We start from the raw sequence: 25727 nt of genomic DNA on the forward strand, positions 1-25727 counted from the left end.
GCATGATGCTATCAACACCATCGGAGAGCATCATCCAGGTTCGTCCATATGGGTTGAGCACGTCGCGCAGCCCTAACTACGCGTTCAAGGCGGACGGCTTCGCCGCCGCTTAACTCAAGCGTTAGGCAAACAGGCTCCATGGACAAAGACAACTCCGCTCGAATCTTTTGCGAACTGCATGGCGAGCAGTTGAGCTCTGTCACCTTCGTCCAGACCTACCTGCAACTCAGTTTCGACGGCCCTTGCGTCAACATCACTAACCCTCTCACCGTCCACTCGCAAACGTCCACCGTCACCTCTTGGCAACCTGGGTTCCGTGACGCCTTGTGCGCTCAGATCGGCAAGACTGTTTCCCCTGCCACCTTCGAAGCCGGCGAAGCTCTGACCGTCCGCTTCACGGACGACTCAGTGGTGTCTGTCTCTCTTCGTCCAAGCGATTACACTTCCGCCGAAGCAATCTATGCACACGGCTTCAAGAACAAGGGTTGGTTTGTCGCCTAACAACTCGTTCAAGGCGGACGCGCGTACCGCGCGCCGCTTAACTCCAGCATTAGGCCTCATGAAGCATGCTCCGCCGGGATACGAGTGTCCGTTCTGCGGCATCGCAGCGACCCTGCCGGCGTCCTACTCAAGGTCGGCCATCGTCTTCGCTGATGCCAATGTGTTCGCTGTGCTCCCGCTGCACTACTACGGCGGCATCAAGGGAAACTGTCTGATAGTCCCAAGGAGCCACTACGAGAATTTGCTCGAGGTTCCAGATAGCCTCGGGAACGACTTTTTTGCCGCTACACGTCGTTTGGCCCAAGCAATGCTGAGCGCATTCGGCTGTCAAGGCATATCAACGCGCCAACACAATGCCCCGGCTGGCGATCAAGATGTGTGGCACTACCATCAGCACGTTTTTCCTCGCTATTCCGGCGATGGGCTTCATGCCGGGCATAAGGGTGTGTACACCGCAGAGGAACGGGTAGCACTCGCAGCCAGGCTCCGGGCTGAGCTGCGGTAAGAGCGCGGGAACTGCGGGTGTGGCAGCATGAGGCCTAACAATTCATTCAAGCCGACGCCGCTTCGCGGCGCGGCTTAATTCAGGCGTTAGGCGGGTCGAATTCAATGACGATTACTCAGTCCCAGCAGGCAAATAGGCATTCTTGGTTCCGGCCGTTCATGGAAGCTTTTTTTTCTGATTTAGAAGCTTTTGACAAATCATTGCATTTCTCCAAAGCAGGAATTGCTAAGCTCCAGGGGAGCGCAAGGATGGCCCAAGCACTGGTCCCGTTCTTGGGTAATGAACCACTCAATCTGGAGGAAGCTGAGGCAGAGTCAGCTTGGGCTAAATCCGAAACAGCAGCAGGATTCCCGACCTTACATGCGTTCGCAACCATAACTCTTTGGGCACTACTCGAGAGTCTGGTACGTGAATTGCTCACAACGTGGTTGAACCGCGAGCAACACTTGCTCGGCGCAAAGATTTTCTCCAAGATCCGAGTGCCACTTTCGGATGTGCTTCCACTGCAAGGGGACGAGCGTGGCGAGTACCTTGCAAGCATTGTGGAAAGGGAATTAGGTGCTGGGCTCAAGAAGGGCGTTGCCCGGTTTGAGTTACTGCTTGAACCATTCGGCTTAGCGGGCTCCGTAGACGAACGAACCAAGAACCTAATCTTCGAGCTTGCTCAGATAAGGAACAACATTGTTCATCGGGCAATGATAGTGGACAAACAACTGGTTCAGTGCTGCCCCAATCTTAACTTGAAGGCCGGCGAGCGCCTCAAGCTCGACCAGAACCTTTATCGGCAATATTTCCTTGCCGTAAATGACTATTTGCTTACTATAATTGTACGCGTCGGCGAGTACTACGAGCTTGACATGCAAGAGACTCGCGATGTCTTGGGACAATACTAGGCGTACTGCCTAACACCTCATTCCAGCGGACGCCAACACCTCGCTTGCACTCTTACAAACCTAGCGGTGCCGGTGTCGCTAGTTGTAGGCGTTATGCCTCGCATGGATTGGCGTCTTACGAACCAGCGGAGCTACCGCACCGGCGTGTCCCTCACGCGCCGCACGTGGGATGCAGCCTTTCAGGCTTCCGATCACGAGCACTGTGCATTTTGTTGGGCAAAGTTCGCCGCCCCATGCGTGCCTGAGGCGATCCAGGCGGGGTACGTCACCTAGACGGCCTCCACTGGATATGCGACACGTGCTTGAAGACTTCCGTGGCCCTTTCGGCTGGGATGTGGTCTAGTGCCTGACAAATCGTTCAAGGCAGGCGGCTACGCCGCCGCTTAGCTCCAACGTTAGGCCCCACAGCCAGCACTACGGCATTTGCATTGAACCGGCCAAGACCACCCATCGCCAAGACTCGGTACACGAGCGCATACCGCAATGTGTTTGCTGCGTCCTGGCTCGGTGTCGCTCCGCTCTGGAAGGTGTTTTGGCTTATTGGGGTTGCCGGGCACGTCCTCATCCTCGTAACCACTGATTTCCTGCTTGGGTTCGTCCCGCGCCCTGTCCTCAGCCAATCCGCCATGATCTGGCCTGGTACGGAGTGGCTGGTCTATCTCTTCTATGCGGTGTTCTCTTCGATTTGTATTTGGCGTTGCGCGCACAACGCAAGCTCCCGTATATGGGCGACGCTTTCTCGCACCGCTGTTGTATTTAACGCTTTATTTGTCGCGTTCGGCATCCTGCTCTTGCTTGCTACCGGCGGGAGCTAACATTCATCCGAGCCGAAGCCGCTTCGCGGCCGGCCCAGTTCATGCGTTGGAGGGCCACCCGAGTGTCCATCACTCCCCAAGCCGAGCGTCTTTCCGCTCTCCTGCGCCAGCACGGTGTCGGCGATCCACCTGTTTCGGGCGTTGCAGCGTGGTGCGCGTTCAAGGCCTATGGTCGCGAGGTGTTTGGCGCCCCGGACGTCGGCCTCTTGTTCCAGGTCGGCACTTACGACTTTACGGGCGCTCCCCTGTTCTACTTCGATCCCGTATGCCAGTTCGAGGTCGCGGACTCCGACGGGGAGCATGATCACTTCGAGCAGTTGCACTGTGAGATGACCTGCCAAGCCGATGACCTCCTGAATGGCATCGAGGCTTCGCTGTGGTCCTTTGACTATCCAAGCGCCGATGCGTTCTTTGCCTCGGTGGAATCTCTCCCAGCCTTCCAGGCTGCCATCCAGCAAGCGGGCTACAGTGTTTCCGTCCGCCATGAGGCGGTCTAGCGCGTCCTCTCCAACAATTCATCCACGCCTAACCGCGACGCGGCTCGGCCCGGTTCAAGCGCAGGTCCCACGACACATGATCGAGATTGAACTCGAACCGCCGAGCAAGCCGACCTGCGAATGCTGCGGCAAGGACGCCGTTCGGCGCTGGAGCGCATGAGCTTCCACTTCTATTTGTATCGCGCGGGGGAAGGCTTGCCGCCCATCAATTCGTGGGCCGAGCTTCTTGCAGAACCGCTAGGGTCGCTGGAGCAAATCAGGAATGAGCTCAGCGAGTTGTTTCCGCAGATCCAATGGCAGCTCGGGAGCCATGCGTGGCACGGTTTCGGTGCTGGCTATCCTGCCCAAAGTCCCTACCTGGACATCCTCCTCAGCGAGGATGCTCCGGGGCAGTGTCACTTCGTGGTGCTCAACAAGGCGCCGCCGTCCGTGATGAGAAAGATCATGGAGCACATGAAGTTGAATTACGTCTGCGCGCCCGAGGCCGGAGATCTTGTCGATCCCTACGCTTACGGGGACGATGACCCGTACTACGCAAAACGCGCAGCCGACAGCAGGGAGTCCTGACGCAACAGGCTTTCAAATGCGGCGCCCAGGTTCTCTTTCGGAGCGAAGAAACATCTCTTTGAAGGAAGGAGGTACTGTGAAACCAGTGCTTGCTGTTGCCCTTGCAGCCCTCGTCTGCGGCCCGGCGTGCGCGCGTGGCCGCCTCGATCGTCCGGTCCTGTCCTGTAACAAGGCGCCTCTCCTGGCTGTTTTCCAAAGGCAGTTGCCGGACCACGTGCTTGCCACGACGGCCGACACACAGCCGAAGATCACTTCCGCGCTGCCGCCCATCGCGGGTTCGCTTTATCGCCGGGCGAGGACGGACCTGGTCTGTGTCGTCCTTGCCCTGGATGCCACGGGCAAGGTCCAGACGGCGGAGGTTTCGTATCCCGCGGGCGTAAGGCTGACGTCCCAGGAGCGCGCGCAGGTGCTCGCGACGCAGTGGTCTCCTGCGAAGTTGAAAGGCCAGCCCCGCCCGTCGCTGGTGAACATGGATTTCAAGTACGAGACCCGATAGCGGCCTCCCTGCCCAGGAAGCCGATCAGCGCGGCAGGCGCTCCGAGCCGCCCGCGGCGTGCCCCAGCGGACAGCCGGCGGATGTGTTGCCCTGCCCGCGCGCGCTCCGCCACGGCAGCAGCATGGGCACGTCGCGTTGGTAGTCGCGGTAGGTGTCGCCGAACTGGGCGACCAGGTCGCGCTCCTCGAGGAACTTGACCGCGACCAGGATGTAGCCAGTGGTCATCAGCGCGAACAGCAGGTGGCCGACGCTCATACTGGGAGTCGACCAGAACGCGACCAGGAAGCCGAGCATCAGCGGGTGGCGCACGATGCGGTAGTAGGCGCGCGTCACGAACGGCGCCTCGCGCTCCGGGCCGCGGCGTTGCGCATAGGACCAGACCTGGCGCAGGCCGAACAGGTCGAAGTGGTTGATCACGAAGGTGCCCGAGAGCACCAGCAGCCAGCCCGCCGCGGCCAGGGCGTAGAGCGCCCAGCGGACGGGTTCGCTGTCCAGTTGCCAGACCGGTTGCGGCAGCGTGCGCCATTGCCAGAACAGGAGGATCAGCACCAGGCTGCTGAAGAGCACGTAGGTGCTGCGCTCGATCGGCGCGGGCACGTAGCGCGTCCACCAGCGCTTGAAGGCCGGCCAGGCCATGCCGCTGTGCTGCACGGCGAAGAGGCCGAGCAGCAGCAGGTCGATGACCAGCGCGGCGGCGGTCGGGGCGGTCAAGCCGCCGTCGATGGTGCGCGGCACGCCGAAGCCGCTGACGAAGCCGATGGCGTAGAGGAAGGTGAGCAGGAAGACCGTGTAGCAGACGGCGCCGTAGAGGAGTGCGAGCAGGCGGGACATGGGTGGAACCTCGGTAGAGCGTTGATTGGGGCTGGTGGCGGGTGTGTCGGGGAGATCGCGTCCAAGGGCGCCCCCATCCGCCCTTCGGGCACCTTCCCCCGCGGGAGCGGGGGAAGGATCGGCAAGCGGCCCTCAGAGCGCGGAGAGGAAGGCGACCAGGTCGCTCTTCTGCTGCGCGCTCATGCGGATGTGGAAGCGGGTGTCGTAGAAGTCGACGACGTCGTGCAGCGTGGCCGCCGAACCGTTGTGGAAATACGGCGCGCGCGCGGCCACGCCACGCAGGATCGGCCCCTTGAACTTGCCGATGTCGGCCCACTTGCCGGTGAGCATGGCCAGGCCGGGATCGGTGGTCTGCACGCGCTTGCCGGTGGCGATGTTGGTGAGCGTGTACAGCGGCATGTCCGGGGTGCGCCGGCTGGCGTCGGAGATGCCGATGTTCACCGGCAGGGCTGCAGAGTGATTACCGATGTTCGGCGCGTTGTGGCAACTGCTGCAGCTGCCGCGGATCGACGGCAGGCCGGTGACGTCGTTCAGTCCGGCCACGCCGGTGATGTTGAACTTCATGGTGTTGAACAGCTTTTCGCCGCGGGCGATGGCGGCCCGCGCGCGGCCGCGGCGGTCGCGGGTGAATTGCGCAGGCATGTCCCAGCTGTCGAACAGCCGCATGGTCTTTTCGTCGAACGCGTCGCCGGTGGGATCGCCGCCGAGCGTGTCGTTGATGCCGATCCAGAAGCGCTGCTGCGTGAGGATGTTGGGACCGCCCATCGCATCGCCTTCGTTGAGCCGGCCGGCGGCGTTGTCGTCCATCTGCGCGGTGACCAGGTGCAGCTCGAACTCGACGATGCGGTCGATGATCGCGTCGCTGGGTGCGCTGGCAGCCTGCTCGTGGCCGAGAATGGCGTCGCGCGCCTGCGAGGCGAGGCTGCTGCGCAGGTTCTGCAGGTCGATGCCGGCATCCATAGGCGGCCTGAACGGGGTGAAGGTCTCGCGGCCGTCCCACATCACGGCGGTCAGCCAGATCAGGTTGGTCGCCGGCAGCGGGCGGCGGAACAGCGACAGCTCGTGCGCGCTGGCGTAGCCGTAGGGGTCGTCGACGCGGGTGAGGCGGAACTCGGCGTTGGCCGGGATCGGCATGCCCACGCGCACCAGGCCGCGGTTGAGCAGCATGGCGTAGGCGCTGCGGCGGGCGGCGACGCTGGAGACGTCGGCCAGCGGCGAGACCGCGCCGTCGACGAGCGCGAACACCGGATCCATGCCGTTGGTGCGGGCGAAGCGCTGGCGCAGTTCCTGCGGCGTGACCGTCCAGCCCTGCGCCTGGCGGTGGCAGGAATCGCACGAGCGGCCGTTGCTGCCGAAGCCCTGGAAGAACGGGTTGTCGTGGTCGATGCGGCCGCTGGGCGTACTGGTCTGCAGCCAGCCCGAGGCGTCGGGCGTGGCGAGCGGGTTGCCGCGCGACGGGTCGGCCTGTTGCGCGTGCGCGGCGCCGGCAGCCGCCAGCAACAGGGCGGTGAGGGCGGCGGTTCGGAGGGTGCGGTGGTCGAACATGCGGTGGTCCCCATGTGTCGGTGGCGCGCTCCCGCAGGGGCGCGCCGGGCGGCAAGGTGTTGGCACGACGGGGAACACCGGTCGACGGGGAATTGCGACATCGGGGATGGGTCGTTCGAGCGGACGGTTCCTTTTCCAAGGGGTGGTGGGTCCCGGTTTCGGCGCGTGCGTGTTGGTGCCCGGGCGCGTGATCAGCTCCCTCTCCCCTCCGTGGAGAGGGTTGGGGTGAGGGGTCGCACTAGCCTCGAAACTGCCTGCCGGCGACGGGAAAAAAGCACGTCGTCCCGATATGCCTCCCCGCGAGCCCCGGCCCCTCACCCTGCCCTCTCCCCGGAGGGGAGAGGGTTCCAGAAGGCGGGCCGCGAGGCGGGGTTGAATGCCCGTCCCAGACGGACATCGAACGCGTGAACCCGCAGCCGTAGGGTGGGCTTCAGCCCACCAGCGCCACGTATGCGGAAAAGGCGGGCTGAAGCCCACCCTACGTCAGTTCGAAAGGACGCCGCAGGAGGCGATGGGTCGGCGCAGCAGCGCTTCGGCGCCGGACAGTTGCGGATGCGCGGCCAGGCCGTTGCCCGCGATGACGGCCCGCGCATCGCGGGCCTGTGTCGAGGCATCGGCGCAATCGCCGCTGCGCGCGGCGGCGACGGCAAGCCACAGTTGCGCCGCGAGCCGGCGCGGATGCGTCGGCGGCAACTCGAGGCTGGCGCGCGGGATCGCCGCCGCCAGTCGCGCCTTCGCCTTGCCCGGCTCGCCATGCGCGAGCTCGACCTGTGCCAGCAGCGTATCCACCCACAGCAGTTGCGGGTCGTTGCCGGACGCGACGGAGGCAAGATCGCGATCGACCGTTGCCGCGAGCGTGGCCGGGCACTGCGGGCCAGGGGACTGGCTGCAGGCCAGCAGCAGGCGTGCTTCGGCGATCAGCGGCGGCAACAGGTACTTGCGTGTGCGCAGGCCGTCGATGGCTTCGGGCAGCCGTTCGCGCGCCCGTGCGGGCTGGCCTTCCAGCAGGTCGATGCCCGCCAGTTCGCTGTCCACCCGGCCGATGCGCATGCGGTTGGCCGGATCGCTGCCGTACAACGTGCGTGCGTCGTCGAAGAGCTTGCGCGCGCCGGCGAGGTCGCCGGCTTCGGCCACGCCGAACGCCGTGGCTTCCAGCGAATCCCCGTGCAAGGCGCTGTCCGCACCGAAGCCGCCGGCCGACCACGCCTGCGCCTGCCGGCAGTGCGCCTGCGCGCCGGCGCGATCCGCGCGCAGCCCGTCCAGCACGCAGGCCTTCTGCGCGGCGTACACCTGGGTGAGCTGGGGCCGACCGCCGTTGCGCGCGTACATCGCCAGCGCCTGGTCGAACAGCGCGTGCGCCTGCGTCCAGTGGCCGGCGCGCCAGGTGGCCGAGGCCAAACCCGCCAGCGCCAGGGTGGTCTCGTTGCTGGATGGGCCGAAATGCGCCAGCTCGAACTGCCAGGTACGACGCCACATCGCCATCGCCTCGTCGTAGCGTCCCAGGCCCTCCAGCGCGGACGCGACATCGTTGTAGCCGATGCCCACGCGCGAGTCGTCGGGCCCCCAGGTGGCGATGCGCTCGGCCAGGGCTTCGCGGGCCAGCGCGAGCGCGGCTTCGCCATGCCCTTCGCTGTTCTCGACCGCGCCCAGCGGGCCGAGCAGGTCGATCAGCGCCTCGCCGTGGATGCCCTGCGTCTGCATGCGACGGTGCGCCAGGCGCAGGTCGGCGCCGCCGGCCGCGTAATCTTCCATGCGTACTTCGGCATAGCCGCGCGCGGTGAGCGCGCGGATCGCCTCGATGTCGGTGGGCGCCAGCACACGATCGGACAGCGCGACGGCCTGGTCCGCCAGCGCGCGCGAACGCGCGACGTCGCCGAGGCTTTCGTACAGGCGCGAGAACATCGCCAGCAGGTCCACGCGGCCGCCTTCGTCCATCTGCGGCGAGTGGTCGAGCTTCGCCACCCCGTGCGCCACGAGTTCGCCCAGGCTGGGTTGTTTCGACGCGGCGACGCCATACCGGATCGGCGCGAACAGGCTCTCGACGAAGGCCCGGACCATGTTCGCGCGCACGGCTTCGCGGCGCGCCACCTGCGCCTGCCACAGGGCGATCGACAGCGAACCCAAGATGGCCAGCACGAACATCGCGGTGATCACCACGCCGCCGCGGTGCCGCGCCACGAACTTGCCGGTGCGGTACCAGCGCGAGGGCGGGTGCGCCTGTACCGGCTCGCTGTCGAGATGGCGCTCGATGTCCTCGGCCAGCGCGCCGGCCGAGGCGTAGCGCCGGTCCGGCTCCGCGCAGGCGGCCTTGCGCACGATGTTGTCGAGGTCGCCGCGCAGCTTGCGCCGCAGCGGCGCCACCGCGGCGGGCGACGGCGCCAGGCCGTAGGCGGTGGCAAGCGTCGGCGTGTCGGTGCGCGAGGGCAGCGTGTCCGATGCGCCGCTGGCGCGGCGGCGGCCGCTGATCAGTTCCTCCAGCAGGATGCCCAGCGCATAGACGTCGGTGGCGGTGGTCACCGGCTGCTGGGCGAACTGTTCCGGTGCGGCATAGGCCGGCGTGAGCGCGCGGTGCTGGGTGCGCGTGGCGCCGTCGATGTCCTCGTCGAGCAGCTTGGCGATGCCGAAGTCGAGCAGCTTGACGTCGCCGTCGGCGGTCACCAGCACGTTGGAGGGCTTCAGGTCGCGGTGCACGATCAGCGCGCGATGCGCCGTCTCCACCGCGCGGCAGACCCGCAGGAACAGCACCAGCCGCTGGCGCAGCGTCAGGCCGCGTTCGCGCGCGTAGCGGGTGATCGGCTGGCCGTCGACCAGTTCCAGCGCGATGTAGGCCTGCCCACCGTCGGTGATGCCGCCCTCGATCAGCCGCGCGATGCCCGGATGGCGCAGGCGCGCCAGCGCTTCGCGCTCGCGGCGGAACTGGCGCTGCGCCTCGGCGGTGTAGAGGCCACGCGCCAGCAATTTGATCGCCACGTCCTGGCGCACGCCCTCGCTCACGCGGAACGCGCGGAACACGGTCGACGAACCGCCCTCGCCCAGCACCTCGACCAGTTCGAATGGACCGATCCTGCTGCCCGCGGGCAGCGCTTCGGCCACGTCGGTGTCGCCGATCGCGCGCGCGGCGCCCGCGGCATCGCCGGTGGAGAGCAGCTCGCCGTCGGTGGCGTCGGCGGCGAGCAGGCGCTCGACCTGCGCGCGCTGGTGCGGGTCGGGACAGCGCTCGGCCAGCAGTTGCGCGCGCGCGGCGGCCGGCAGCGGCAGCGCTGCCTCGAACAGCTCGCGCAATGACAGTACGGACGCCATGACCCTTCTCCCCGGCACTGGCCTTGCCCTTCCATAAACCCCGGATGCCCGCCGTTTGCGACCTGGACCGCTACTCCATGCGCGCCTTGATGAACGCGCGCGCGAAGCGCCAGTCGCGGTCGATGGTGCGCCGGCACAGGCCGAGGGTTTCGCCGACCTGCTCCAGGCTGAGCCCGGCGAAGAAGCGCAGTTCGACGACCTGGGCGGCGCGCGCGTCGGTCCGTTCGAGTTCGTCCAGCGCCGCATCCAGCGCCAGCGCCTGCTCGGCGGTATCGAGCGCGAGTTTCAGCGCCTGGTCGTCCAGCGTGACGCGCTGCCATTGCCCGCCGGCGCGCAGGCGCAGGCGGTCGCGCGCGCGGTTGATCAGCAGGTGGCGCATGGCGCGCGCGGCGTAGCTGAAGAACTGCGCCGGATGCTCGAACTGCAGGCCCTCGCGCTGGCCCATGCGCAGGTACAACTCGTGCACCAGTTCGGTGGTGTCCAGGGTGGCGTTGCGGCGGCCGGCCAATTGCCTGGCGGCCATGGCTTTCAGGCGCGCGTAGACCGTGACGAACAGCGCCTCTGCCGACTGGTCGAGCGGCTTTTGCCAGGACTCGGACATGGCGAAGTACCCCGCCGATGCAGGCCTTCAACGGGCAGATGGTACGCCTGCGGCGGCCGGCCGGCGCATGGGGCAGGCAGGCGACGCGCAGCGCCGTCCGTAGCGACGCGGCCACGGGCCTCGCGGCATCCAGGGCCGTCAGGTCCAGGTGATGTTTCGTAACGATCCGTCAGGTGACGGCCGCGGAACGGATACGTAGCTTGGCGGCGGACGGGCCATGACGTCGGAGGTGGCAACGGGCCCGACACGGATCGCCAACCACAGGGAGTATCGCCATGGCCTGGTTGAAATTCAGGGATGCCCGCCAGCAGGAATGGCTTCTGCAGCAGGAAGGGCTCTGGCTGTTCTGCCAGCAGTATGCCTACGCGCAGTTGATGAACGAGCGGGCTCGCGTGGTGCCTGCAGAGACCCCCTGGTACGGGCCGAACATCAGCAACGTGGAAGTGAACTTCAACAACTTCCGCGAGAGGAAGATCCGCAACGCCGAAAGGACTTACGACGTACTGACGCGGGCGTCACTGCTTGACGGCGCCAACATTTTTTCCCAACTGGTGCAGATGAAGGACGAGTTGGACCTGTATACCGCAAGGTTCGCGGACATGAAGCGCCGCGTGGCGCAGGACAACGCCAGCAGCATCGAGGGCCATGTGAAATGGATCGGCCGTGGCATCACGGGCATGCGATTCGTGCGCGATGCAGCGGCCACCGCCGTTCTGGCCATGGCCACCGTCGCGACCGGCGGAGCGGCGGCGGTCGCCGCCGGCACCGCGGATGCGGCGGCCGCGGCGGAATCCGCTGCCGCGGCCAGAATGGCCTTCGCCGGAGGCCGCATGGCCATCACGGCGGTCGGCTCGGCGATGAAGGGGCTGTCGGCCTATGAAGACTCCGTATTATCCAAGGGCGTTTCCTGGAGCGACAGCGGGAGTATCGGTGCCGGGCTGATCACTGTCACTTCGACATTCGTGGTCAACGCCATTCCCATCCTTTCGAATCTCAGCAAGGATCCTGTCAAGCAATCGGTCCTGATCCTGGCCAAGGCGCCGATGAGCGCCTTCTCGGCGTTCGCCGTCGGCATGACCAAGGGTGACAGCATCAGTAAGTCGCTGGCCTCGGCGCTGTTTAGCGCCGGTATTTCCGCCGTTCCATTCAACGCCAAGATCAAGAACTGGGCTTTGCCGATTTTTGCCAGAGTGAGTTGGAGCCAAGTCGGCACAGGCGCCGCGGCAAGTTTCGTCCACGCTGGCGCGAATATGGGCGGCGCGGCGCTAGCCGATTTGATTACCGCCAAGCCCAAGCCGCACGTATCGGCGCAGGTGAGCAATCTGGTCGGGGTTGCCACGCATATCGACCGTTCGCTGTCGAGCGCAGATTACATCCGCCGCACCGCGCTTCGATCCGTGTGATGACTGGGGCGCACATCACATGACCTTGCGGGACGCGTCGAGAGCCCCGTGTTCACGCGATGTCGCCAGCAGCGGACCGCGCCCCCATCGATGACCCAATGCGAAAGCAACCAGAGGATCGACGCTTGTTCCGCAGATAGCCTCAGTCCCGGAGCCCAACGAACCCCGGCTCCAAGGCGGCGCGCACGACGTACATGGCATCCATCCGCGGCACCGGCCGCGTGAGCAGGCCGAGCAGGCGGCGGAACTGCGACGCGGTGACCCAGCGCTGGCCCTGCAGCCACAGTTGCGTGCGCACCATGTCGGCGCGCTCGCGGCGGGCGTCGTCGGTCGGGCGGATGCGGCGGTGCAGGTAACGCGCGACCTCGCCGGGCGAGCGGCACCATTCGATGCCGGCCAGGGCATGCAGCCACAGGTCCGAGCAGGACACGGCGCTCAGCGTCCAGCGGCGCGCGAGCGTGCGCAGCAGCGGCGGGCAGTCGCGCTCGAGGCGGGCGAGCACGGCGTCGGGCACCGCGTGCCGGTAGTAGCGCGCCACCAGGCGCAGCGGCGGCAGCGCCCACCAGGGCGGCTCGGCGCCGTGCCACAGCAGGTCCCAGTCACGCAGAGTCATGCGCGTGGCGAGCAGCGAGATGTCGTTGAGGTGCAGCAGACGCAGGCTGCGGCCGCAGAGGTTGCCGGCCGCGTGCAGCAGCAGGTGGGCCATCAGCGCCGCGTGCGACGGATAGGAGTTCAGGCCGGGCTGCGCGTCATGCGGATACACCGCCGCGGTGAGGTCGACGGCCGCCAGCGGCAGGCGCTCGTGGATGTGCGTGTGCAGCTCGATGTTGACCGGCGTGTCGCGGTGCTCGCCGAGCGCGGCCACCGGCGGCTCGCATGCCGGCTTGAACACCTGGTGCTTCCATTGCGCGAACGAATCGACGTAGCCCAGTTCACGCAGCAGCCCGGCGGTGCGCCCGGCATCGCCCGGATGCACCAGCAGGTCGATGTCGGCCATCGGCCGTTCGCCGGGAACGTACAGCCCGAGTGCGTGCAGCGCCGAACCCTTGAGCGGCACCAGCGCCACGCCGGCGGTCCGTGCGGCGGCGTCCAGGCGGTGCAGCAGATCGGCGATGCGCCGGTGCCGCTGTTCGACGTGCTCGCGCTGGCTGGCGAGGAAGCGCCGCCACGCTTCGTGTTGCCAACCCGGACGGCGGTCGAGCAGTGGCGATACGCCGTGCGCGGCCGACGCGGCCATGGCCAGGCGCCACTCCAGCGGGCTCCACTCGGGCGTGGCGCCGCCAGGCAACGCGAGTTCGGCGGCGAGCGCCTCGGTGGCGCGGCGCAGCCCGGCGCGGACGACACGTAGCGGCGGCACGGCGTCAGGCATGGCTGAGGGTTGCCGTGGCCGCGGGCCGCGCCTGCCCGGTGCGGTGCGTCTGCTCGCTGGCGATCAGCGCGTTCCAGCGCGCATCGAGCGCGGCGAGCGCCAGGGCGTGGTGCTCGGCCGGTTGCGTCAGGGCCGACTGCTGCAGTTCGACCTGCGCGTGCAGCAGGTCGCGCACGTGGCGGTAGAAGTCCGAGTCGTAGGCGCCGCGGAACATCATCGCCAGGTCGTTGCTTTCCTCCCAGTGCGTCTTGCGGCCGAGCTGGGCCTTCACCTTCTCGTAGAACTTGGTGCCCGGCAGCGGATAGGACACGCTCACGCCGATGTCGTCCGGCGCCGCCCGCGCGATCAGCTCGCGCGTGGCGAGCAGGTCTTCCAGTTCTTCGCCGAGATAGCCCAGTTGCACGAAAAAGCCCACGCGGATGCCGTGACGGCCGAGCCGCTCGCGCGCGCCGATCAGGTCGGCCACGCGGGTGCCCTTGTTCATGTCGTCGAGCACGTGCTGGCTGCCGCTCTCGGCGCCGATCCACACTTCCACGCAGCCGGCCTGCGCCAGTGCCTCGGCCATCGCCTCGCTGCACAGGTCGGCGCGGGCCTGGATGGTGAACGGCACGGAGCCGGCGCTCTCGTGCAGGTGCCTGGCGAAGGTCTGCACCCAGTCCACGTAGAAGCCGAAGATGTCGTCGGCCATCCAGATGTGGTCCGGCCCGAACGTGTGCTTGAGGTGTGCCATCTCGGTGGCCACGTCGATGGCGCCGCGCTGGCGGTAGTGGTTGCCCCAGATCGGCTTGGCGCACCAGTTGCAGCGGAACGGGCAGCCGCGCGAGGCGGCCATGTTGAGGCTGAAGTAGCCGTGCCGTTCCTTCCAGAACGCGCGGTAGCGTTCGATGTCGATCAGGTCCCACGCGGGATGGCCGACCAGCCGCGCGTCGGGCGGCTGGATGCCGATGCGCTGCAGTTGCGTCTGGCCGTCCAGACGCACGGCCACGCCGGCGAGGCCGGCGGTCCAGTCGCGATTGTCGATGGCGCGGTCGCGGTCGAGCCGGTCGACCAGCGCCGACAACGCGGCGACGCCCTCGCCGAGCAGCACGACGTCGGCGCCGGCGGCGAGGAAGGCATCCGGCTGGTCGGACGCATCGGAGCCGGCCACGATCACCCGCGCACCGCTGGCGTGTGCCTCGCCGATCATCCGGCAGGCCGCCTCGCGCATGCGGCTCAAGCACATCTTGGTGAGGAAGTTGAAGTTGTCCTCGTACAGCACCACCAGCGCGGGCGCGGCGGCATGCAGGGCCTGGGCGTAGGCCTCCACGCCGTCGGCCAGCATGGTGTCGAACAGCGTGACCTCGTGCCCGTGCTGGCGCAGGAACGCGGCGACCTGGATCGTCGCCAGCGGCGGATAGGGCTTGCCGCGTTCCCACTGCTTGCGGTCGTACTGCAGGAAGTAGGAGTGGCTGACCTGGATCTTGAGCATGGGTTCGCTGCCCGGCCATGGCGGAGAGGACCGCGCAGGGCGGCCATGCAACGCCCTTGGGCGTGCATGCGGGTATGTGCCGGGTCGAAGGGTTGAGGTTGCGGCGATACGTTCGCGAGGTTGCGGCGGTGCGTTCGCTCTGAAGCCCTCTCCCCTCCGGGGAGAAGGTTTGGGTGAGGGGCCGGGGCTCGCGGGGAAGTCATCAGTGCGTCCCCACCCATAAAAATGCCTCGCCCATAGATGGCCTTCCGCAAGAGCGTCCCCTCACCCCAGCCCTCTCCCCGGAGGGGAGAGGGAGCATGTATGAGGCGCGGCCGAAACCCTTCGCAATCTGAAGCTCTCTCCCCTCCGGGGAGAGGGTTTGGGTGAGGGGCCGGGGCTCGCGGGGCAGTCATCAGTGCGTCCCCACCCATAAAAAGCCTCGCCCGTAGATGGCCTTCCGCAAGAGTGTCCCCTCACCCCAGCCCTCTCCCGGCGGGGAGAGGGAGCAGGGATATGCGGCAGTTGGCGAAACCCGGCACAACCTCTGCCGCGCACGCGCGCACTCACGCGGCATCGGGAAGTGCGTCGGTACGCGATCCCACCCGCGAGGCTTCCGTTCCGCCGATGGTCCTGCCCGTCTTCCAGCCGGCCTCAGCCACCGTCGCCGATCCTTTCGGCGAACACGTCGTCTGTGGCTTGGCACTGCAACGGACGGTGCTGGGCGGGCGCTTCCATTTCTGCAGCGACAGCGAGCCGCTTCTCGGACTGGTCGAGGCCGCCTACGGCGGGCTGGCGCCCGGCGAGCTGCCCGGGGCGCGCGACTTCCATGTCGAACTGCGCCTGCTGCCCGCCCGTGCGAAGAAGCGCGACGAACCACCGCCGGTGTGCCAGAGCGCAGGCGCGGGACTGCTTTGCGGCGTGATGGACGAAAGCAACTACGTCGTGCTCGACCCGCAGGGTTGCCGCGCACTAGTCGTCGCTTCACAGGACATGCTGGCGCATGCCTACCACCTGCGCTACGAGCTGATCGAGTTCGCCGTGTTCACCCTCGCCACCCGCGGCATGGGCCTGGTGCCGCTGCATGGCGCGTGCCTGGGACACGCGGGCCGCGGCGTGCTGCTGCTGGGCGAGAGCGGCGCGGGCAAATCCACGCTGGCGCTGCACGGTCTGCTGCACGGACTGGATTTCCTCGCCGAGGATGCCGTGTTCGTGCAGCCGGACCGCTTGCTGGCGACCGGCGTGCCGAACTTCCTGCACGTGCGGCCCGACGCACTCGGGCTGCTCGCGCAGAGCCACGTTCGCCAATGGCTGGCGCGCTCGCCGCGCATCACCCGGCGCAGCGGCGTGGCGAAGATCGAGGCCGACCTGCGCCAGGGCGTGGGCCGGCTGGCCGGCGGACCGCTGGAACTGGTCGGCGCAGTGCGGGTGTCGCCCGAGCGTGCTGCCGCCGGCGAGGAGCTGTCGGGCCCGCTTGCCGCCGGCGAAGCAGCCGCCTGGCTGGCAGCCAACCAGCCCTATGCAGCGAACCAGCCGGGCTGGCACGCGTTCGTGCAGGCGCTGGTGCAGCGGGGCGTGTACGTCCTGCGGCGCGGGCGCGATCCGCAGGCATCGGTCGATGCACTGCGGCGGCTGCTCGACCGCCGCGATGCGCCCGGTGAAACCGAGTCTCCGTCGCGCCAGACGGCGTCGGGCAGGACAACTTTTCCACGCAGCGCTTGCACTCAGGAACGATGAGCACCGTCCCCGGTAAGAACGCCACGCTGGACCGGCCCGACGGACTGGCCGGGACCGTGTCGCCGTGGCGCCAGCGCGCGCTGGCGAAGCTCGTCCGCAGCCTGCCCGCATCGCGCTTCTGGCGCGCCTTCGCGCTCACGCTCGCCCGCCGCGACCTGCTGCAGATCGCGGCCTACGTGGTGCTGTCGCTGGGCGCGGCGCTGGCCGGAAGCCTCGCGGCGATCTGCCTGGTGCCGCTGGTGCAGCCAGGGCCGTCGCAGGCCTTCACCCGCTACGCCAGCGTGGAAATGCAGGCGACCGCCTTCGCCGTGGCCACCGCCAGCTTCGCGCTGCTGCGCTGGCAGGTGGCGCGGCTGGGCGCCGGCCTGGTCAGCCGCTGCGGCATGAACCTGCGGCGGATGGTGCATGCGCGGCTGATCGATGCGCCGCTGGGCGAGCTGGCCGACGCGAGTTCGGCGGAGATCGCCAACCTGCTCACCTATAACATCGAGATCCTCGCGCAGGGGTACCGCGCGTTGCTGCAGTTGGCCGTGATCGCCGTCACCACGGCGGTGAGCCTGGCCTTCGTGTTCTGGGTCTCGCCGATACTGATGCTGGTCTCGCCCCTGCTGATGGGGCTGGCGTTGCTCGCCGCGCGCGCCTGGGGGCGCGAGCAGTCCGCGGTGAGCCGGCAGTACGTGGCCGACATGACGCGGCTGTTCTGGCTCAGCGAGGATTTTCCGCGGCGCCTGCGCTACGTGCGCTCGTTCGGGCGCCAGGGTGCGGAGAAGGCCGGCTACGGGGCGATCTCCGCGCAGCTGGGCCTGGGCTACCGGCGCCAGCTCGAACTGGTCGCGTCCGGCCGGCTGCTGCTCGAACTGCTCGCCGCCGCGGGCATCGCCGGCCTGTTCGTGCTCGCCCATCGCTGGCACGGCATCGACAGCGCCTCGCTGATCGCCGTCAGCCTGCTGCTCGGGCGCCTGCTGCCCTACCTGGTGTCGACCCGGCAGAGCTGCCAGCAGCTGCGCTCGGCGGCGCCCGCGCTAGAGTTGTGGCAACGCCACATGCGGCACCGCCACGATGCCCTGCCGACGCTGCCCGCACGCGCCCTGCCGATGGGCGACGTGCTGGCGATCGAGCGGCTGCGCCTGCGCGCGCCGCTGGACGCGCTGTGCGTGCGCGAGCTGGTGCTGGCGCCCGGCGAGCTGACGCTCGTCTCGGGCGATTCGGGCATCGGCAAGAGCAGCCTGGTCGACGTGCTGGCGGGAATGACTTTGCCCGCCGAGTTCGCCGCGCGGGTTGGCGACCGGTCGTTCGGCTTCGACGACTATCGCGCGCTGGTGAGCAACGGCGCCTACGTCAGCCAGAGCGTGCGGCCGTGGCAGCACACGGTGCGCGACTGCCTGGCCTGGGCCGCACCCGGCGCGAGCGAGGAAACCATGCTCGGCGTGCTCGAGGACGTCGGGCTCGGCCGCTGGCTGGCGGCCGCGCGCGAAGGACTGGACGCCACCCTCCACGGCAGCGCCAGCCGCCTCTCCGGCGGCGAGCTGCAGCGCCTGATGCTGGCCCAGGTGATCCTGCGCCAGCCGTTCGTGGCCGTGCTAGACGAGGCCACCGGCGCGCTCGATGCGGCCTCCGAACTGGCCGTGCTCGCCACCCTCAAGCGGCGGCTGCCGCGCTCGATCCTGGTCGTGGTCTCGCACCGCGCCAGCGTGGCGGCGATGGCCGAGCAGCACCTGGAGATCGGCCGCGACCTGGCCGCAAGGATCGTGCGTTACGCCGCTGCCGACCTGTCCGCACCCGACGACGCCGCGTTCGGCTGAACCGCGGGCACATGTGAAGTGGACGCGCGGGCCCTTCTCCGCCGTGGCCTGGCACCTGCGGCCAGGATGGATGTCTAGAGTCGGCCACTACCGACGGGACCGGCCCATGAAACAGGCACCGCTGCACAGGACGCTCGACCAGGACATCTGCGTGCACATCTTCACCGCGTCCGCCGCGATGGTGGGCGTGTGCATCACGGTCATCGGCCTGCTTCGCGTGGTCATCACGATCCGCCGCGCCGACCTCATCGGCGACGACCTGCTCGCCCTCAACGCGATGCTCTACCTGGTCACCTGCCTGCTTTCCTACTGGGCCTTGCGCACCCGCAGCCTGCAACGCAACCACACGCTGGAGCGCATCTCCGACACACTGTTCCTGCTGGCCCTGACGCTGACCACACTCAACGCGGGCTTCATCACGTGGGCAATGTCGGTGACCTGAGCGGCCATGGGCGACCTACGGGATTGCCACCCGCAGAAGCGGCGCAGCCGACCACGCCATGGCGCCCGCAGCAACCGCGAACACGAGATACAGGACCCTTACCGTGCGGATGTCCCGCCTGTCTGCTGGCGCCCGTGCGGAGCTCGGTGACAGCCCGGCGACGCGTCCCAGCAGGCTCATGTAACGAACGAGGTAAGGGGCATCCGCGCGGCCCTTCCCGGGATCGGCCTTGGCGAGCCGGTGCAGGATGAAGATGCTCGCCAGGGCGGAGGCAAAGCAGACCGCGCCGAGGCCATCCACGACTTGCTCGGCGGCAGGCATGCGGCCCTCCGACTTCAGTTCCGCAGCCGCGGCACGCCGTGCTGGTCGCGTTCCTCCACCGCCAGCGAGCGCGTGTCCGGATGCGACAGGCGGCTGTCTCGCGGCAGGTCGAGGGTGGCGTCGCCGCGGCCGAGCGCCAGCGCGTTGCGGTAGCAGCGCTGGGCGAGCGGGATGTCACCCTGGCCGACGCTCGTGTCGCCCATGGCTTCCCACGCGCCCGCGCTGGGCGCGATGGCGAGCGAACGTTCGAGATAGGTGCGTGCCTTGCCCCACAGTTGCTGGCGCACGCACATGCGGCCGAGCGCGAGCAGCAGGCCGGGATCGTTGGGATGCGCATCGAGCCACGCTTCGGCGCGGCGCAGGCGGGCGTCGAGGTCGTCGCCGTCGAGCGCGCCCCAGGTTTCGGCCAGTTGCGGCGACCACTCGCGGCGCAGCGCGGATTCGAGTTCGTCCATGGCCGCCAGCGCCAGGCCGAAACCGGCAGCGCGGCGGGCGTAGGCGTCGATCACCGCGGGCGCGCGGCGCTGCCCCTTGGGCAGTTGCGACCACAGCGTGTTGAGCGCCTGGCCGTCCGCGGCGGCGCCGATCGCGGCGACCAGCACCTGCGTTTCCAGCGCGGCATAGCGCTGGGTGCCGAACGCGCCGCTTTTCTGCAGCGGATCGAGCGCGGCCAGCGCACGGCGCGGCTCGCCGGCGGCCAGCGCGGCCAGCGCGAGCTCGTGCCAGCCGCCGGGCGTGAGGCTGCCGCTGTCGGCTTCCGGGTTGAGCAGGGCGAGCGCCTCGGCCGGCTTGCCGTCGCGGCGCAGCACGCGGGCGCGCACTACGCGGGCGGCCTGCGGCGAAGCCTGGCCGGCGCGGTTGAGCGCCTCCAGCGCGCGCGCCGGCTCGCCGCGCCGCGAGGCGGCCTCGGCGGAGGCGAGCAGGGCGGGGCCGCGCAGTTCGGACAGGCGCGCGGCGCGCTCCAGGTCGCGCTCGGCTTCGCCGTGGCGGCCTTCCATCAGCGCGACCAGGCCGCTGCCCAGACGCTGCCGGCTGATCCGCCGGTGCCGGCGCGTCATCGCGCCGAACGGCCAGCGCGCCAGGCGCCACAGGCCGGTGAGGATCGCCCAGGCCAGCAGCACGATGACCAGCGCGGCGACCACGGTGGTTTCCACCCGCCAGCCGCGCAGGCGCACCAGCACGTAGCCGGGGTCCTCGGCGACCCAGTGCCAGCCGAACGCAGCCAGCGCCGCGACGACGATCAGCAGCAACAGCCAGCGCCAGAGCTTCACGGCCGGCGCCCCGTGCTGGCGGCGCGCGCCGGCGTGGCGTCGACCGCCTTGAGTGCGTGTACCGCGCGCAGGTTGCGCAGCTCGGCCAGCGCGGCGCCCAGTTGCACCGGCGTGGCCGGCTTGAGCGTGCCGGCCAGGCTCGCCAGTTGCGCCTGCGCATGGGCCACGGCCGGATCGGCGGTGTCGAACTGCGCCGCAAGACTGATCTGCGCGCGGACGATGGCGGCGTGCGCGGCATCGACGTCGGCGGCCAGCAGTGCGGCCTGCGCCTGCGCCAGGTCGAGCGCGGTGAGTTCGCGCGAGAAGCGCGCGTCGGCCACGGCCAGCGGCGCACCGTTGTCGCGCTGCACGCTGACCACGGTGCCCAGCGCCCGGCGGATGCGTGCCCAGGCACCGGGGTTGGCCTGCCCGGTCGAGCTGTCCTGCGGCTTGAGCGGAAGTGTGTCCAGCGCGCCGCGCAACTGCTGCAGCGTGTCGACCGCACGGGTGTGCGGCTCGCTCTGCTGCAGCGCCTCGCGCTCGGCGGCGATGCTCTGGCGCACGCCGGAGAAGGCGCCGTCGTTCACCGCGGCCAGCGCCTCGTCGGCCAGCCCGTAGGCCGCGGCCGCGCCCTGCGCGTCGTGGAACAGCACGTAGCGCTGCTGGCCCATGCGCAGCAGCGTTTCGGTTTCGTCGAGCAGCATCGCGTCGTGGCCGGACAGGCTCTTCTCCGACAGCTTGGCGACCGCGTCCTCCAGGTTGCGCAGGCGCTCGGCCTGGCCCAGCAGTTCCTCGCGCAGGCCGCGGTTGACCTGTTCGGCGTCGCCCAGGCGCTGGCGCAGCACGGTGCGTTCGTCGCCGATCGTATTGACGGTGTCTTCCAGCTGGCCGACGCGCTGATCCAGGTTGTCGCTGGCATTGCCGCGGATCTGCTGCCACTGGCGCCAGGCGACATAGCCGGCCAGGCCGAGCGCGAGCAGCGAGAGCAGCAGCGCAAGTGCCAGCGCGCCACCGCGGCGCGGGGCCGGTGCGGGCGCACGACGCGGTGCAGGGCTCGCGGCGGGAACGGGGGCCGCGGCGGGACGATCGGAGGCGAGGTCGTCTTGGCTCATGCGCGCCATGCTAGCAGCCCGCATGGCGGGGTTCGCATGGCGGGCGTGAAGCGGCGCGCCCTCGCGCGGACGTGCGAATGCCCTCAGCGCGCGGCCGCGAGCAGGTCGGCCGGCAGCGCCGAGGCGGCGCGACGCACGTGGCGGAAGCCGGCCTCGCGGGCGGCCGCTTCCAGGCGCTCGCTGCTGGCCACCGCCACGGCGTGGCACAGGCGCAACCACGCTGCTGCCGGCAGCGCCTGGTGCAGGTGTGCCAGGGACTGCGCACTGGACAGCAGCACGCGCGCACCGGGGCGCAACTGGCACACCGCCTCGACGTGCCGCCGGTCCAGCCGCGGCGCGGTGCGCCGGTACACCCACACCTCGCGCAGGCGCGCGCCGCCATCGCGCAGGCGCTGCTGCAGCAGGCCGCGTCCGCCCGGCGCGCCGACCAGCGCCACGCCGCGGTCGCGCACGTCGCGCAATGCCGGCAGGTCGAGCAGGCCTTCGCTGTCCTGGTGCCGCACGGGCGCTTCCACGGCGAGGCCGTGGCGGCGCAGCGCGGCGGCGGTGCCCTGGCCCACGGCCAGCACCGTGGCGCGCGTACGCAGCGGTGCCAGCGCGGCGGCGAAACGCACGGCGGCGGGGCTGGTGAACAGCAGCAGTGGGTCCGCGCGCAGGGCCTCGCGCAGTTGCGCGCGAGCGCGGTCCGTATCCTCGCTCGCGCGCAGGGACAGCCCGGGCAGCAACAACGGCACGCCGCCGCGTGCACGCACCTGGCGCGCGAAGCCCGAGGCCGTGCCGGCCGGCCGGGTGATCACGATGACGCGGCCGTCGAGTCCGCCGTGGGTGGAAGCGTGTGGCACTGCGCGGCCCGTGCAGCAGGGAAGGCGCCCAGTGTAAGCCGCTCGCTACACTTGCCGCTTTCCCCCGATGTCCCCTGCGCCGTGACTGCCGATCCCCAACTGCTTGCCGACGACCTGCTCCGCTTCATCCGCGACAAGATCCCGCTCGCCCGCGCGATGGACCTGCGGCTGCATCGCTGCGGCCACGACTCGCTGGCGCTGGTCGCGCCGCTGGCGCCGAACGTCAACGACAAGGGCTGCGCGTTCGGCGGCAGCCTCGCCAGCCTGATGACGCTGGCCGGCTGGGCGCTGGTGGAACTGGCGCTCCAGCGGCGCGGCGAGGACTGCGACGTGTTCGTCGGCGACTCGCAGGTGCGCTACCTGGAGCCGGTGTGGAGCGACTTCCTCGCCGAGGCGCGCCTGGCCGAAGGCGCCGGTTTCGACACCTTCTTCGCCACGCTGGCCGAACGCGGCAAGGCACGCATCGACGTGCGCTGCGTGGTGCCCGGCAGCGGCGAACGCCCGGCCGCGATGCTGGAGGCGCGCTTCGTCGCCAAGCGGCGCGCTGGGGCACAATGAGCTCTCGCCATCCAGGGAATCCCGCCATGCGCCGCTACCTGCTTCCGCTGCTCGCGCTCGTCGTCATGCTGTGCGCCGGCTGCGCCACCGACCAGCGCAACCAGGCGCTGATCCAGACGCTCAACGCCTACGCCAGCACGCTGCGCTGGGGCGATTTCCAGAGCGCCATGCAGTTCGTCGATCCGAAGGTGCGCGAGGCCCATCAGCCGACCGCGCTGGACCTGGCGCGCTACCAGCAGGTGCGCGTGACCGGCTACGACGAAGGCCCGGGTGCCGTGCCCGACGGCGAGAACCAGGTGCGCCAGGTGGTGCAGATCGGGCTGGTCAACATCAACACGCAGTCCGAGCGCATGGTGATCGATCGGCAGACCTGGCGCTACGACCCGGAGAAGAAGCGCTGGTGGCTGACGAGCGGCTTGCCGGACATCACGCAGCAATAGAGCGGTCTCCACCCTGCCTGACCTGCTCCCTCTCCCCTCCGGGGAGAGGGCCGGGGTGAGGGGACACTCTTGCGGAAGGCTCCCTGCGGGCAGCGCTTTCCGAAGGTGCAGACGCACCCGTGACTCCCCGCGAGCCCCGACCCCTCACCCAAACCCTTTCCCCGGAGGGGAGAGGGCTTCAGGGCGCGCTGCCTTTGCGCCCGCCGCGGGAGTCCCGGATAATCGCCGGTTTGCGCATCCGGCCAGGCCCATCGAGCCATGAACGACTTCCTGCACAAGCTCCCCACCTTCGTGGGCAACCACCTGGCGCTGTCGGCGCTGTTCGTGATCATCCTGCTCGCGCTGGTCGCGATGGAGTTCGGCCGCCTGCTGCGCAAGTACAAGGAACTCACCCCGGGCGGGCTCACGCTGCTGATCAACCGCGAGAACCCGCTGCTGGTCGACCTGTCCGCGCGCGCCGACTTCGAGAAGATGCACGTGCCGGGCGCGCGCCACGTGCTGCCCAGCCAGTTCGACCCCGAGCACAAGGACCTGGCCAAGGCCAAGGACCTGCCAGTGGTGGTGATGGACAAGGACGGCCGCGGTTCGGACAAGGCCGCGCAGCGGCTGGTCAAAGCCGGCTTCACCAAGGTCTACACGCTCGGTGGCGGCGTGCTGGCCTGGCAGCAGGCGCAGTTGCCGCTGGCCAAGGGAAACAAGTGACCGGCAACCCATAGCCGGTCGGCAAACGGCCGTCTATTCGCCGATGCCGGCGCGGCCAGCAAGGATCTGCGCCAGCACGTCGGGCGCGTAGTCGAACGAATCGAAGTACAGCCGCTCGTCGGGCAGGCCGGCTTCGGCGAACAGCCGGCGACCGGCGTCGATCATCGCCGGCGGCCCGCTCATGTAGACCTCGTGGCCGGACAGGTCCGGCAGGTCCTCCAGCACCGCCTCGTGCACCAGGCCCGCGCGCAGGCCCGCGGCGGCAGCCTGCTCGGGATCGGACAGCACCGGATGGAAATCCAGGTGCGATGCCTCGCGCGCCCAGCGCTCGGCCAGCGCGCGCAGGTACAGGTCGTCCACGCTGCGTGCGCCCCAGTACAGCGCCATCCGCCGGCGCGTGCCCAGCGCCAGGAAGTGCTCGACGATCGCCTTGACCGGCGCGAAGCCGGTGCCGCCGGCCATGAACACCATCGGCCGCTCCGAATCCTCGCGCGGCACGAAGGTGCCCAGCGGCCCCTCGATGTGCAATCGCGCGCCCGGCGCCAGCCCTTCATGCACCCACGAAGTGAAGCCGCCGCCGGCGACGTGGCGCACGTGCAGTTCGATGCTGCCGTCGTCCTTCGGGCCGCCGGCGATCGAGAACGGCCGGCGCCTGCCTTCGGCCAGCAGCACGTCCAGGTACTGGCCCGGCAGCCATTTGAGCGGCGTCGCGCCGGGCACCGGCCGGAGCACCAGCCGGGTCACGTCGGGCGCCAGCGCCTGCTTATCCGCCACCTCGACGGTGAGCCGGCGGCGCGCGATGTCCTCCACCGACGTCACTTCGCGCGCGGCGATCACCAGGTCGCTGGCCGCTACCGCCTGGCACATCAGGATCGCGTGTTCGGACGCCGCGCTGCCGCTCAGCGCCACCGGCGGGTTGCGCGGGTAGTCGCATTGCCCGGCCAGCAAGGTCGCCTTGCAACTGCCGCAGACGCCGGCGCGGCACGAGTACGGCAGCGCGATACCAGCGCGCTGCGCCGCCTCGAGCACGGTTTCGCCCGGCGCGGCCGGAAAGGTGCGGCCGGAGTTGGCAAGGGTGATGGTGAACACCCGCGCATTGTCGCCGCGACCGCCATCGACGGACAATGCATGCTTTCCCATCAGGCGACCCTCGTCATGGCGATCTGGAAGCAGGCACCGGACCTCGAGCGCATCAATGCGTGGAGCGAGAACACGCTGATGCAGGTGCTGGGCATCCGCTTCACCGCGATCGGCGAGGACTGGCTCGCCGGCAGCATGCCGGTGGATGCGCGCACGCACCAGCCGTTCGGGCTGCTGCACGGCGGCGCCTCGGTGGCGCTGGCCGAGACGCTGGGCAGCTCCGCCGCCTTGCTGACGCTCGATCCGGAACAGGAGGTGGCGGTGGGGCTGGACATCAACGCGAACCACGTGCGCGGCGTGCGCAGCGGGATCGTCACGGGCACGGCCAAGGCGCTGCACCTGGGACGTTCGACGCAGGTGTGGGAAATCCGCATCGAGAACGAGGAAGGCGCGCTGGTGTGCATCTCGCGGCTGACCATGGCGGTGGTGCCGCGGCGGGCGGTGGTGCGGTGAGCTACGGATCGAAGCCCGCAGCGCTTGCTCCCTCTCCCCTCCGGGGAGAGGCTTGGGGTGAGGGGCGCTCTTGCGAAAGGGTTTCGCAAGCACATGGTTTTTTCCCCCGTGCTCCGAACAATCCCTTCCGCGAGCCCCGGCCCCTCACCCCGACCCTC

General features: G+C 68.9%; 25 protein-coding genes. 14 read left to right on the forward strand and 11 right to left on the reverse strand.

All coding sequences use genetic code 11. The annotated features are described in order from the left end of the window. Positions 1 to 138: 138 nt before the first annotated feature. From AAIL17_RS15535 to AAIL17_RS15560, 6 genes are all read left to right on the forward strand, one after another. On the forward strand, positions 139 to 501 hold the full coding sequence (locus AAIL17_RS15535; RefSeq protein WP_424683764.1) for a hypothetical protein: 363 nt from the start codon (positions 139 to 141) through the stop codon (positions 499 to 501). A 58-nt stretch (positions 502 to 559) separates the two neighbouring features. After that, entirely contained in the window at positions 560 to 1006 is a 447-nt protein-coding gene (locus AAIL17_RS15540) for an HIT family protein (RefSeq protein WP_424683765.1), read from the forward strand. A 104-nt stretch (positions 1007 to 1110) separates the two neighbouring features. Then, the gene (locus tag AAIL17_RS15545) at positions 1111 to 1899 is read left to right on the forward strand and encodes a hypothetical protein (RefSeq protein ID WP_424683766.1); all 789 of its coding nucleotides are present in this window, start codon (positions 1111 to 1113) and stop codon (positions 1897 to 1899) included. Between the two features lie 877 nt (positions 1900 to 2776). After that, complete coding sequence (locus AAIL17_RS15550) at positions 2777 to 3211, forward strand: hypothetical protein (protein ID WP_424683767.1); 435 nt, start codon at positions 2777 to 2779, stop codon at positions 3209 to 3211. A 156-nt stretch (positions 3212 to 3367) separates the two neighbouring features. Then, positions 3368 to 3778: a hypothetical protein gene (locus AAIL17_RS15555; protein ID WP_424683768.1), complete on the forward strand. Its 411-nt coding sequence runs from the start codon at positions 3368 to 3370 to the stop codon at positions 3776 to 3778. Positions 3779 to 3854: 76 nt separating this feature from the next. Next, a complete protein-coding gene (locus AAIL17_RS15560) occupies positions 3855 to 4274 on the forward strand; it encodes a hypothetical protein (protein ID WP_424683769.1) in 420 nt (139 codons plus the stop codon). A gap of 24 nt (positions 4275 to 4298) precedes the next feature. Here AAIL17_RS15560 and mddA read toward each other — a convergent pair whose 3' ends face one another. The 4 genes from mddA to AAIL17_RS15580 form a co-directional block, all read right to left on the reverse strand. Beyond that, complete coding sequence (gene mddA, locus AAIL17_RS15565; protein ID WP_424683770.1) at positions 4299 to 5105, reverse strand: methanethiol S-methyltransferase; 807 nt, start codon at positions 5103 to 5105, stop codon at positions 4299 to 4301. Between the two features lie 132 nt (positions 5106 to 5237). Beyond that, positions 5238 to 6650: a hypothetical protein gene (locus AAIL17_RS15570; RefSeq protein ID WP_424683771.1), complete on the reverse strand. Its 1413-nt coding sequence runs from the start codon at positions 6648 to 6650 to the stop codon at positions 5238 to 5240. Between the two features lie 483 nt (positions 6651 to 7133). Then, entirely contained in the window at positions 7134 to 9950 is a 2817-nt protein-coding gene (locus tag AAIL17_RS15575; RefSeq protein ID WP_424683772.1) for a protein kinase domain-containing protein, read from the reverse strand. 70 nt (positions 9951 to 10020) lie between these two features. Continuing rightward, complete coding sequence (locus tag AAIL17_RS15580; protein WP_424683773.1) at positions 10021 to 10551, reverse strand: ECF-type sigma factor; 531 nt, start codon at positions 10549 to 10551, stop codon at positions 10021 to 10023. 275 nt (positions 10552 to 10826) lie between these two features. Between AAIL17_RS15580 and AAIL17_RS15585 the strand changes: the two genes are divergently transcribed. Further along, the gene (locus tag AAIL17_RS15585) at positions 10827 to 11954 is read left to right on the forward strand and encodes a hypothetical protein (RefSeq protein ID WP_424683774.1); all 1128 of its coding nucleotides are present in this window, start codon (positions 10827 to 10829) and stop codon (positions 11952 to 11954) included. Positions 11955 to 12096: 142 nt separating this feature from the next. On the opposite strand, the gene AAIL17_RS15590 is transcribed toward AAIL17_RS15585, so the two are convergent. Continuing rightward, positions 12097 to 13311 (reverse strand): nucleotidyltransferase family protein, encoded by a 1215-nt coding sequence (locus AAIL17_RS15590; RefSeq protein WP_424683800.1) that lies wholly within the window; start codon positions 13309 to 13311, stop codon positions 12097 to 12099. 4 nt (positions 13312 to 13315) lie between these two features. Continuing rightward, complete coding sequence (locus AAIL17_RS15595) at positions 13316 to 14791, reverse strand: B12-binding domain-containing radical SAM protein (protein WP_424683775.1); 1476 nt, start codon at positions 14789 to 14791, stop codon at positions 13316 to 13318. A gap of 606 nt (positions 14792 to 15397) precedes the next feature. Between AAIL17_RS15595 and AAIL17_RS15600 the strand changes: the two genes are divergently transcribed. The 3 genes from AAIL17_RS15600 to AAIL17_RS15610 all read left to right on the forward strand — a co-directional run bounded on the left by AAIL17_RS15600 (position 15398) and on the right by AAIL17_RS15610 (position 18751). Next, positions 15398 to 16507 carry a serine kinase gene (locus tag AAIL17_RS15600; RefSeq protein ID WP_424683776.1) on the forward strand — a complete coding sequence of 370 codons (1110 nt, stop codon included), beginning with the start codon at positions 15398 to 15400 and terminating at the stop codon, positions 16505 to 16507. Continuing rightward, complete coding sequence (locus AAIL17_RS15605; RefSeq protein ID WP_424683777.1) at positions 16504 to 18309, forward strand: ATP-binding cassette domain-containing protein; 1806 nt, start codon at positions 16504 to 16506, stop codon at positions 18307 to 18309. The genes AAIL17_RS15600 and AAIL17_RS15605 overlap by 4 nt, the downstream gene beginning before the upstream one ends. Positions 18310 to 18415: 106 nt before the next feature. Continuing rightward, a complete protein-coding gene (locus AAIL17_RS15610) occupies positions 18416 to 18751 on the forward strand; it encodes a hypothetical protein (RefSeq protein WP_424683778.1) in 336 nt (111 codons plus the stop codon). 15 nt (positions 18752 to 18766) lie between these two features. On the opposite strand, the gene AAIL17_RS15615 is transcribed toward AAIL17_RS15610, so the two are convergent. The 4 genes from AAIL17_RS15615 to AAIL17_RS15630 form a co-directional block, all read right to left on the reverse strand. After that, positions 18767 to 19072 (reverse strand): hypothetical protein, encoded by a 306-nt coding sequence (locus AAIL17_RS15615; protein ID WP_424683779.1) that lies wholly within the window; start codon positions 19070 to 19072, stop codon positions 18767 to 18769. Positions 19073 to 19086: 14 nt separating this feature from the next. Further along, a complete protein-coding gene (locus AAIL17_RS15620; protein WP_424683780.1) occupies positions 19087 to 20343 on the reverse strand; it encodes a heme biosynthesis HemY N-terminal domain-containing protein in 1257 nt (418 codons plus the stop codon). Beyond that, positions 20340 to 21434: a uroporphyrinogen-III C-methyltransferase gene (locus tag AAIL17_RS15625; protein ID WP_424683781.1), complete on the reverse strand. Its 1095-nt coding sequence runs from the start codon at positions 21432 to 21434 to the stop codon at positions 20340 to 20342. Before AAIL17_RS15625 ends, AAIL17_RS15620 begins: the two co-directional genes overlap by 4 nt. A gap of 83 nt (positions 21435 to 21517) precedes the next feature. Then, positions 21518 to 22276 (reverse strand): uroporphyrinogen-III synthase, encoded by a 759-nt coding sequence (locus tag AAIL17_RS15630; RefSeq protein ID WP_424683782.1) that lies wholly within the window; start codon positions 22274 to 22276, stop codon positions 21518 to 21520. Positions 22277 to 22357: 81 nt separating this feature from the next. Here AAIL17_RS15630 and AAIL17_RS15635 point away from each other — a divergent pair, with 81 nt between their 5' ends. The 3 genes from AAIL17_RS15635 to AAIL17_RS15645 all read left to right on the forward strand — a co-directional run bounded on the left by AAIL17_RS15635 (position 22358) and on the right by AAIL17_RS15645 (position 23976). Continuing rightward, a complete protein-coding gene (locus tag AAIL17_RS15635) occupies positions 22358 to 22834 on the forward strand; it encodes a YiiD C-terminal domain-containing protein (protein ID WP_424683783.1) in 477 nt (158 codons plus the stop codon). Positions 22835 to 22860: 26 nt separating this feature from the next. Further along, positions 22861 to 23274, forward strand: coding sequence for a hypothetical protein (locus AAIL17_RS15640; RefSeq protein WP_424683784.1), 414 nt, complete (start codon positions 22861 to 22863; stop codon positions 23272 to 23274). A gap of 258 nt (positions 23275 to 23532) precedes the next feature. Beyond that, complete coding sequence (locus AAIL17_RS15645; RefSeq protein ID WP_424683785.1) at positions 23533 to 23976, forward strand: rhodanese-like domain-containing protein; 444 nt, start codon at positions 23533 to 23535, stop codon at positions 23974 to 23976. A gap of 33 nt (positions 23977 to 24009) precedes the next feature. Here AAIL17_RS15645 and AAIL17_RS15650 read toward each other — a convergent pair whose 3' ends face one another. Continuing rightward, positions 24010 to 25116: a 2Fe-2S iron-sulfur cluster-binding protein gene (locus AAIL17_RS15650; RefSeq protein ID WP_424683786.1), complete on the reverse strand. Its 1107-nt coding sequence runs from the start codon at positions 25114 to 25116 to the stop codon at positions 24010 to 24012. Positions 25117 to 25131: 15 nt separating this feature from the next. Between AAIL17_RS15650 and AAIL17_RS15655 the strand changes: the two genes are divergently transcribed. Continuing rightward, positions 25132 to 25569: a hotdog fold thioesterase gene (locus AAIL17_RS15655; protein WP_424683801.1), complete on the forward strand. Its 438-nt coding sequence runs from the start codon at positions 25132 to 25134 to the stop codon at positions 25567 to 25569. Positions 25570 to 25727 lie beyond the last annotated feature (158 nt).

The sequence above is a fragment of the Frateuria sp. YIM B11624 genome, from assembly GCF_049727805.1.
Lineage (GTDB): Bacteria > Pseudomonadota > Gammaproteobacteria > Xanthomonadales > Rhodanobacteraceae > Frateuria_A.